General features: G+C 44.5%; 9 protein-coding genes and 1 pseudogene. 6 read left to right on the top strand and 4 right to left on the bottom strand.

The window, feature by feature from the left end; genetic code table 11:
• The 4 genes and pseudogenes from L5M38_RS16100 to L5M38_RS16085 form a co-directional block, all read right to left on the bottom strand.
• The coding region (locus L5M38_RS16100) for a helix-turn-helix domain-containing protein (RefSeq protein WP_263177467.1) at positions 1-188 on the bottom strand (188 nt) is incomplete at its 3' end.
• A gap of 55 nt (positions 189-243) precedes the next feature.
• Positions 244-549 (bottom strand): annotated as a pseudogene (locus L5M38_RS16095) (ABC transporter); the annotation flags it as partial.
• A gap of 161 nt (positions 550-710) precedes the next feature.
• A complete protein-coding gene (locus L5M38_RS16090; RefSeq protein ID WP_113938766.1) occupies positions 711-1,382 on the bottom strand; it encodes a YceH family protein in 672 nt (223 codons plus the stop codon).
• A gap of 133 nt (positions 1,383-1,515) precedes the next feature.
• On the bottom strand, positions 1,516-2,358 hold the full coding sequence (locus L5M38_RS16085) for a S1 RNA-binding domain-containing protein (RefSeq protein ID WP_006086322.1): 843 nt from the start codon (positions 2,356-2,358) through the stop codon (positions 1,516-1,518).
• A 597-nt stretch (positions 2,359-2,955) separates the two neighbouring features.
• Here L5M38_RS16085 and L5M38_RS16080 point away from each other — a divergent pair.
• The 6 genes from L5M38_RS16080 (at position 2,956) to L5M38_RS16055 (ending at position 8,529) form a co-directional block, all read left to right on the top strand.
• The gene (locus L5M38_RS16080) at positions 2,956-3,108 is read left to right on the top strand and encodes a hypothetical protein (protein ID WP_011846564.1); all 153 of its coding nucleotides are present in this window, start codon (positions 2,956-2,958) and stop codon (positions 3,106-3,108) included.
• A 487-nt stretch (positions 3,109-3,595) separates the two neighbouring features.
• Positions 3,596-5,509 (top strand): biosynthetic arginine decarboxylase, encoded by a 1,914-nt coding sequence (gene speA, locus L5M38_RS16075; protein ID WP_263179644.1) that lies wholly within the window; start codon positions 3,596-3,598, stop codon positions 5,507-5,509.
• Positions 5,510-5,668: 159 nt separating this feature from the next.
• The gene (locus L5M38_RS16070; RefSeq protein WP_263179645.1) at positions 5,669-6,610 is read left to right on the top strand and encodes an S-adenosylmethionine decarboxylase proenzyme; all 942 of its coding nucleotides are present in this window, start codon (positions 5,669-5,671) and stop codon (positions 6,608-6,610) included.
• A 28-nt stretch (positions 6,611-6,638) separates the two neighbouring features.
• The gene (gene pdxH / locus L5M38_RS16065) at positions 6,639-7,277 is read left to right on the top strand and encodes a pyridoxamine 5'-phosphate oxidase (RefSeq protein ID WP_263179643.1); all 639 of its coding nucleotides are present in this window, start codon (positions 6,639-6,641) and stop codon (positions 7,275-7,277) included.
• Positions 7,278-7,345: 68 nt separating this feature from the next.
• On the top strand, positions 7,346-7,798 hold the full coding sequence (locus tag L5M38_RS16060; RefSeq protein ID WP_006081277.1) for a YaiI/YqxD family protein: 453 nt from the start codon (positions 7,346-7,348) through the stop codon (positions 7,796-7,798).
• A gap of 155 nt (positions 7,799-7,953) precedes the next feature.
• Positions 7,954-8,529, top strand: coding sequence for a YceI family protein (locus tag L5M38_RS16055; RefSeq protein WP_263179642.1), 576 nt, complete (start codon positions 7,954-7,956; stop codon positions 8,527-8,529).
• The last annotated feature ends 16 nt before the right edge of the window (positions 8,530-8,545 follow it).

Genomic DNA, 8,545 nt, shown 5'->3' with positions numbered 1-8,545 from the left:
AGGCCAGTCAGCCCATGGGTTAAATAGGCGGTGACCCAGCGATTGACACTGGTTCTACTGACCTTAAGCATGCTTGCGATGGCGGTACGAGAATGACCTTCAGTGAAATGGAGTAAGGCAAGATAGCGCATACGTTTGCGTGCACTTTTCTCCGATTTTACTAAGGCTGCGATGTGGGGATGATTCATATTTTGTATGATTAAAAACTGATGACCAATTAGATCACATAATTAATATAATTGGTATAAGAATGCTGAACAGTGGAAACAAATACAGCGCAAAACACCAAAACACTGCCATTTCGGCCACGGGCCACTCAAAGAGCACATTGAGGGTATTGGCACCAAATAAGCTGTCGATGATATCTTTTACATTGGGCTGCAATAACATGGCCGATGCACTTTGAATGGGGTAAAGCAGAAGTACACCCCAAACTAAACCAAAGGCGACCAAGGCGATGATCCCGCGGGTATTAAATAAAAATTTGCGCAGTTCAAACATGGCGATAATAAACATGTTGTTGAAACTGCTGGGTGGATTATTGGTCATGTGCTGTCTCTATTCTTTTTTGCGCTAGGTTCAGGGGCTATGGTGCTTGGCGCGGTTAAGTTTCTCACCCTTGGGTAGACAGTGGATTGGTCTATAAGTGCCATGTTGCTCACATAGCACTTATTATCCATCGGTATTTATCAGTCATTATCTATCGCTAATTAGCTCAATGAGGCGATTAATTCATCGAGCTTTTGCGTCAGTTCGGCGACTTGTTGTTCAAGCTCTGTCACTCTGTTCACTAATTCAAGCGGCTCTGCGTCTACAGACACAGCGACATGGGCTAAGGTATGACTTGTGCTATGGGATTGACTAGCACTTTCGTGCGATGACGCTGCAGAGAATAATTCCACATAACGGGATTCACGGCGACCAGCTTCTCTGGGTAATTGTTTTAAGAAGGGCTTTTCACGGCTCATTAATTGGCGGATGCAATCTTCCACGTCGATCACGTCTTTAAATTCGTGTAGGCGGTTGCTGCGGGTCCGAAGTTCTCCCGGTGTTTGTGGGCCACGTAATAGCAACAAACAGACGATGGCGAGTGCGGCGGGGGACAGTTGAAGTTCGCTGAATTCGGTATTGCAGAATCTGTGCTTGTATTTAACGACGCGGCTGCCGAATCCCGACTGTTCGCTGATCAAACGTTTCCGATTTAGGGAATCAACGGCGATTTGCACTTGGGTTTCACTGAGTTCGAGTACGGGCTCGCGGCTGGTTTTTTGATTGCAGGCTAAGGTCAAAGAGTTTAGCGAGAGTGGATATTGCTCAGGGGTGGTGATTTCTTTCTCAAGCAGGCATCCGATGACTCTGGCTTCGTGTAACGTGAGTTCCATATAAGCTCCAAAGAAAAAAGCATGGCTTTGTTTATAACAGAGCCATGCTTAATATCCTAGGAGTTGTCAGTCAAACTCTGTCTTAGTGGCGGTAAACTGTACAATTTTAACGCTAAGTCCTGAATAGAGTTGATTATTCTGCTGTTTCAGTTAAACGCAGACCATCATTATCTATGCTCAGTTGGCCATTCTTAAACAAGCCACCTATGGCTTTTTTGAAGGCCTTTTTACTCATACCAAGCTGATCGTAAATGATTTCAGCATCGGTTTTATCAGTCAGGGCTAAGAAGCCGCCAGCCTGTTTGAGTTTGATCAAAATGATGTGGGCGTGCTTATCTAATTCTTGTTTGCTGCCTTGTTGCAGCACAAGATCAATTTTGCCGTCGCGGCGCACTTGTTTGATGAAACCTTTGAGTCTTTGGCCGAAACGCAGTTTTTGGAACACTTCGTTTTCGTAAATCACGCCCCAATGGGCATGATTAATAATGGCTTTGTAGCCTAAATCTGTGGTGCCGCCGATGTATAAATCGACCTGCTCACCGACTGTGTACTCAGGCTCTGTCTTATCGAGGAACTTATCGATTTTTGATGAGGCCATGATGCGTTCATCGGCGCGGTTGGCGTGTACATAAACCAGATATGAACGGCCTTCTTCGATAGGCTTATGTTGCTCACCGAAGGGCAGTAATAAATCTTTATCTAAGCCCCAGTCTAAAAAGGCGCCATAAGGGCCGGTTGCGACGGCTTTTAAGTAGGCGAATTCACCTACCTGTGCCAATGGACGGCGCGTGGTAGCAATCACGATATCTTCAGAATCTAGATACAGAAACACGTCAAGCAGATCACCGACTTGGCAGTCTTTTGGGGTGACTTTGTTTGGCAGCAGTACTTGCCCTAATTCGTGGGCGTTTAAATACACGCCAAAGCTGACTTGTTTTACAACCTCAAGTTTGCAGGTTTTACCTATCTGTACCATGGATCTCTCTGTGCATAATGGAATGTGATTCGGTTGCGATTATACACTTCGGTGCTGAAACTGCAGCATTATTGTCTTTGAGCTTTATCTTAGCGTGTGTGAGCCGTCACTCAGCGCAGGTTTGACCACGCATTGTGTCTCGGAGGAACCATTGATTTGTGGCGGGTTTGGCGCCGTGATATGGGTTGTTTGGCTTCGCTTAATGTTGGCAAATGTGCATCACTTGAGTGACACACAAAAATCAGGGATATTTGCAGGGGTAAATGTCAATAAAAGTGACAAAGGTGATATAAAAAATATTGAACAGACTCGTACGACGTTTATAGGTTAACTAACTAATATTGCTCTATTTAAAACCAATGGGTGGCGGGTGATTGTTAAGCAGGTGTTTATTATATTTTAATGTAAAAGATTAAATGAGATTCTTGCTTGCATTCTGTGACATTGCGCGGTTTAATTGCGCCGTTCAACGATTCCGCTCGTTGCAGACATTACAAATATTACGTGAGTAATAAAGGTTTTATGGTTCACCAGTCATTAACCGTGTAATTAACAGTAGATGTGGTTACATGGGGTTAAGAGGGTTTTTATTAGCTAATGCACAAGCATCCATTTTTTGCACTTTGCCTAAAAGTGTCACAATGCCAACGCTCGATTGTCGTACCATACGATGATACTGGCCTTAAGCATCTCACGTTGATCCGCATCAATTCTGGCCGTGAAGAAGCCAATAGTCCCCTGTTAAAATAATCTTGCCTAGCGATAAGCTGGTTTGGCGTTTTCGCTAGTTCAGTGTTATCGGTTTTCGTTTTCTACTTGTGTTATCGGTTTCTGAAGGTCTTAACCTCTTTCGAACGTCTTTAAGCTACTTATTAGCTTGATGTTTTAAGGATGCGACTCAGGATCTTATTTGGCTTTTTGGCGGTATTTGCGCCCTTTAGCCTGAGGATAAATGCAAGCGAGGCAAGTAAAGATAGCTTTACTGAAGTAAGGGAATAAGCTTTCCCTTCAATATGATACGATGTATTGCGCTAAGATGCGTTGTCTCTTGCGCTATTAATGAAAATCGCAGCAATGTCACTTACACTAGCGTGACGTTGCGGCATTAAGGAGAAGGTAAAATCTACCTTCGTGTATGTCAGGTAAGGTGTCCCTTTGCCTGGGTTTGTCGAACGGGCGGTTGTGCTATTAAGCCATAACCGTTTAACCCATTTTTTAATAGACGGGCTAAATAATAATGAATGATTGGTCTATTGATGATGCTCGTGCTGGGTACAATGTTACTCACTGGAGCCAAGGTTTTTATGGGATTAGCGATCAAGGTGAGGTGACTGTGTCACCGGACCCCAAAAATCCTGATTACAAGATTGGCTTAAATGAGCTAGCCAAAGACATGGTTAAAGCGGGCGTCGCTTTACCTGTACTAGTTCGTTTTCCGCAGATCCTGCACCACAGAGTGAACAGTTTGTGCCAAGCATTCGACCAAGCGATACAGAAGTACGAGTATCAGGCGGACTATTTGCTGGTTTACCCGATTAAAGTAAACCAACAGCAAACTGTGGTGGAAGAGATCCTGGCGAGTCAGGCATCAAAAGAAGTACCACAACTGGGTTTAGAAGCGGGCAGTAAGCCTGAGCTGATGGCTGTGTTAGCCATGGCGCAAAAAGCCAGTTCAGTCATTGTATGTAATGGTTATAAAGATAATGAATATATCCGTTTAGCACTGATTGGTGAAAAGTTAGGCCATAAGGTTTACATCGTTTTAGAAAAACTGTCTGAACTGAAAATGGTGTTAGCTGAATCTAAACGTCTGGGTGTGACACCGCGTTTAGGTCTACGTGCACGTTTAGCGTTCCAAGGCAAAGGCAAGTGGCAGGCGAGCGGCGGTGAAAAATCTAAGTTCGGTTTATCTGCTGCGCAAATTTTGTTGGTTGTAGAGCAACTTAAGCAACACGATATGCTGGATTCGCTGCAATTGCTGCATTTCCACTTAGGTTCGCAAATCGCTAATATCCGTGATATTCGCCAAGGTGTGAGTGAAGCGGGTCGTTTCTACTGTGAATTACGTGAATTAGGCGCAAGCGTTAACTGCTTCGACGTCGGTGGTGGTTTAGCGGTGGATTACGATGGCACTCGTAGCCAAAGTAATAACTCGATGAACTATGGCCTGACCGAATACGCCAACAACATAGTTAACGTATTGACTGACATCTGTAATGAATACGAGCAACCTATGCCACGTATTATTTCAGAATCGGGTCGTTACTTAACGGCGCACCATGCTGTGCTTATCACCGATGTTATCGGTACTGAAGCTTATCAGCCTGAAGATATTCAACCGCCAGCGGAAGATTCACCACAGTTATTGCATAACATGTGGCATTCATGGTCTGAGATCAGCGGTCGCGCCGATCAACGTGCTTTGATTGAGATTTACCACGATAGCCAAAGTGACTTACAAGAAGCGCATTCGCTATTCGCTTTAGGTCAATTGACCTTAGCGGAGCGTGCGTGGGCTGAGCAAGCTAACTTGCGCGTGTGTCATGAAGTGCAAGGGCTATTGAGTGCGAAAAACCGTTATCACAGACCTATCATTGATGAACTCAATGAAAAGTTAGCCGATAAGTTCTTTGTTAACTTCTCATTATTCCAGTCATTACCGGATGCTTGGGGTATTGACCAAGTGTTCCCAGTATTGCCGTTATCGGGCCTAGATAAAGCCCCTGAACGCCGTGCTGTCATGCTCGATATCACCTGTGACTCTGACGGTATTGTCGATCAATACGTTGATGGTCAAGGGATTGAAACCACGCTGCCAGTGCCAGCATGGAGTGCGGATAGCCCGTACCTGATTGGTTTCTTCCTTGTGGGTGCATACCAAGAAATCTTGGGTGATATGCATAACCTGTTTGGTGATACAAACTCAGCAGTGGTTCGCATCGAAGATAATGGTGTGACTAACATCGAATCGGTATTGGCGGGTGACACGGTTGCTGACGTATTGCGTTATGTTAACTTAGATGCGGTGGCCTTTATGCGCACTTATGAAGAGTTAGTGAATCTGCATATCGTCGAAGGTGAACGCGCACAAATTTTAGAAGAATTGCAACTAGGGCTGAAAGGCTATACCTATTTAGAAGATTTTTCTTAATTTATAGCGTGTTAAAATAAATCAGCCTTGGGTAACCTCGGCTGATTTTTGTTTTTATAAGGGCAGATGTTTTACTTTTATTGCCGTTTTAGTCGTGTAAAATCGCGTTGTTCTAGGATCAAGTAAAGGATGAGTGACGATCATGAGGTCAAAGGGTTGATGTTTTTCGAAGGTTCAGAAAAAAAACTCGAGATTATCGTGACGGCGTCTGCGCCGAATTTACGAGAACTCGATGTGAGTTTTTGGTCTGCCTTAGTCAACTGTGCCCACGCCGAGATTTTGTCGCAGTTAAGTAATGCGGACTGTGATGCTTATCTGTTGAGTGAATCCAGCTTGTTTGTATGGCACGACAGATTTGTCATGCTCACCTGTGGTAACAGTACCCTAGTGGACGCCGCTTGTTACTTTATCGGCGCGCTTGGCGTGCCTGCCATGGCATTGGTGAGTTATCAGCGTAAAAACGAATACCAAGCTCATCTGCAAACCACGAGTTTTTCCGAGGATATTGGCAAACTGCGCCAACGTATCGCCGGTAAAGCCTTTCGAGTAGGCCATCTCGACAGCCATCATCACTATTTTTTCTGCTCTGACAGTGATTATCGAGCACCAAAGGATGATCAAACCAGTGAGCTGTTGATGTACCACATTCGTGGCGAATTTGCCGACTATCTTAATGGCGGCTCGCAGAGTAAAGATGAGATTTGCGCCGCACTCGAGCTTAACGATTTACTCCCTGAATTTGAGATTGACGCCTATTTATTTGATCCGTCAGGCTTTTCGATGAACGGTATTTGGGGCAAATATTATGTTACTTTGCATATTACGCCTCAAAGCGAGAATGCGTGCGCTAGCTCCTATGTGAGCTTTGAAACGAATCTGGATTTAGCACAGTATCCGCAAGATCTATTGGGGCGTCTATTAACCTTGTTTGCTCCTGTCAGTTGGGACACAATCCGCTTTAATACCGACGACTCAACGCAGGGATTTCCTGCCCATTTATGCTTAGGGCGGTGTTCATTAACGACCGAGCAAGGTTATGACATTGGTTTTAGCCACTATCAGCAGCTTCAGGCTGAAGTGCTGATCCCTGAACTCATGTGAATTTTTGGCGTTTGCTTAAGGAAACCCTATGACAGATCTCAGTGATATCCGCCGCGAGTATGCCAAAGGCGGCTTAAGACGTGCCGACTTACCGCAAAACCCGATGGACTTGTTTGAATTGTGGATGACGCAGGCGAGGGATGCAGAGCTTAGCGATCCCACCGCCATGTGTGTGGCGACTGTGGATGAGCACGGCCAACCTTTTCAACGAATAGTATTACTTAAGCGTTTTGATGACACAGGTTTCGTATTTTTTACTAATCTTGGCAGCCGCAAAGCACAGCAAATTGCTGCTAATAATAAAGTCAGTTTGCATTTCCCTTGGCATCCTCAAGAGCGTCAAGTATCTGTGCTTGGTGAAGCGCAGGCACTGTCCACCGCTGAAGTGCTTAAATACTTTATGACCCGTCCTAAGGACAGCCAAATTGCGGCTTGGGTATCGCAGCAGTCGAGTAAACTCAGCGCTAGACAAGTACTTGAAGGCAAATTCTTCGAAATGAAAGCTAAGTTCGCCAAGGGCGATGTGCCTTTACCCAGTTTTTGGGGCGGTTACTTAGTGAGACCTTCGAGTATTGAATTTTGGCAGGGTGGAGAACACAGGCTACATGATCGTTTTATTTATTCTCGCCATGATGCAGAGTGGGAAATCGATCGTTTAGCGCCTTAGTACGGCGCATAGTTCGATAGTTCGGTATAAAACTGAGCTTGTGAATCTAACAACAGAGTTAAAAGACATTGAGTGATTATAAAATTTGGGTTGATGCGGATGCATGCCCTAATCCTATCAAAGAAATCCTGTTTCGGGCGGCGGAGCGCAAAGCCCTGCCGCTGGTGCTGGTGGCTAATCAGATGATCCGCGTACCGCCATCTCCCTATATCAGCCAAATTCGAGTCGGTGCGGGATTTGATGTGGCAGATCAATATATTGTCGATCATGTGGAACCGACGCATTTAGTGATCACTGCGGATATCCCCTTAGCGGCTTTAATCATTGAAAAGGGCGCCTTGGCGCTCAATCCCCGTGGCGAGCTTTATACCGTCGATAACATAAAACAAAAGCTGACGATGCGCGATTTTATGGAAGATTTGCGCGGTTCTGGCGTGCACACTGGCGGGCCTGATTCGTTTTCTCAAGCAGATAAACAGGCTTTTGCCAATAGCTTAGATAAATGGTTAGTGCGCGTATGAATCATAGTTTACTGGTCGCTAATGGATAAACAGAGTATCTTTAGCTTAAGTTAGGTGATGTTGATCACGTTTAACTGGGCAGGATTTTAGCCTGTTGCGGATGTCGAATTTCTTTACGACATGGCTTTTAAACTCACTCTTTAAGGATGGATACGATGAAAAAATGGATGGGAATTGTCGCCTTATCTGCTATGGCCAGTTTTAGCTGTGCCGCGCAATGGCAAGTGATGGAACAAGATTCGCGAGTCAGTTTTATTTCGGTAAAGAAAGGTGATATAGGTGAAGTCCATCACTTTAAACAACTCAAAGGTACGCTAAAAGATAACGGTCAATTTGAATTAACAATTCCACTAATCGGTGTGGCAACGGGTATTGATGTCCGCGATGAGCGGATGCAAAATTTGTTATTTGAAGTGTCTTTGTATCCAGAGCTGAAACTGTCATCACAAGTAGACCCTAAGATACTAAAAAATATTGGCGTCGGTGAGAGTAAAGTTTTTGATATTGATGGAAAAATTGCGTTACACGGCAAATCGCAAACTAAGGCTTTTTCGGTGATTATCACTAAAGTTTCTGATAACAAACTTTTAGTGAACAGTTTTCAACCGATAATTGTTAATGCCAATGAGTTTGATCTTGTGGCTGGGATTGATAAATTACGTGAAATTGCGGGTTTATCGAGCATTAGTCAAGCTGTTCCTGTGTCATTTGTACTAACCTTAACTCAGTAACTTCAATAAGATTGGT

It is taken from the genome of Shewanella sp. SM101, assembly GCF_025654465.1.
GTDB lineage: Bacteria > Pseudomonadota > Gammaproteobacteria > Enterobacterales > Shewanellaceae > Shewanella > Shewanella oncorhynchi.
Note: the sequence above shows the minus strand (reverse complement) of the source record. Positions and strands in the feature narration are given on the sequence as shown.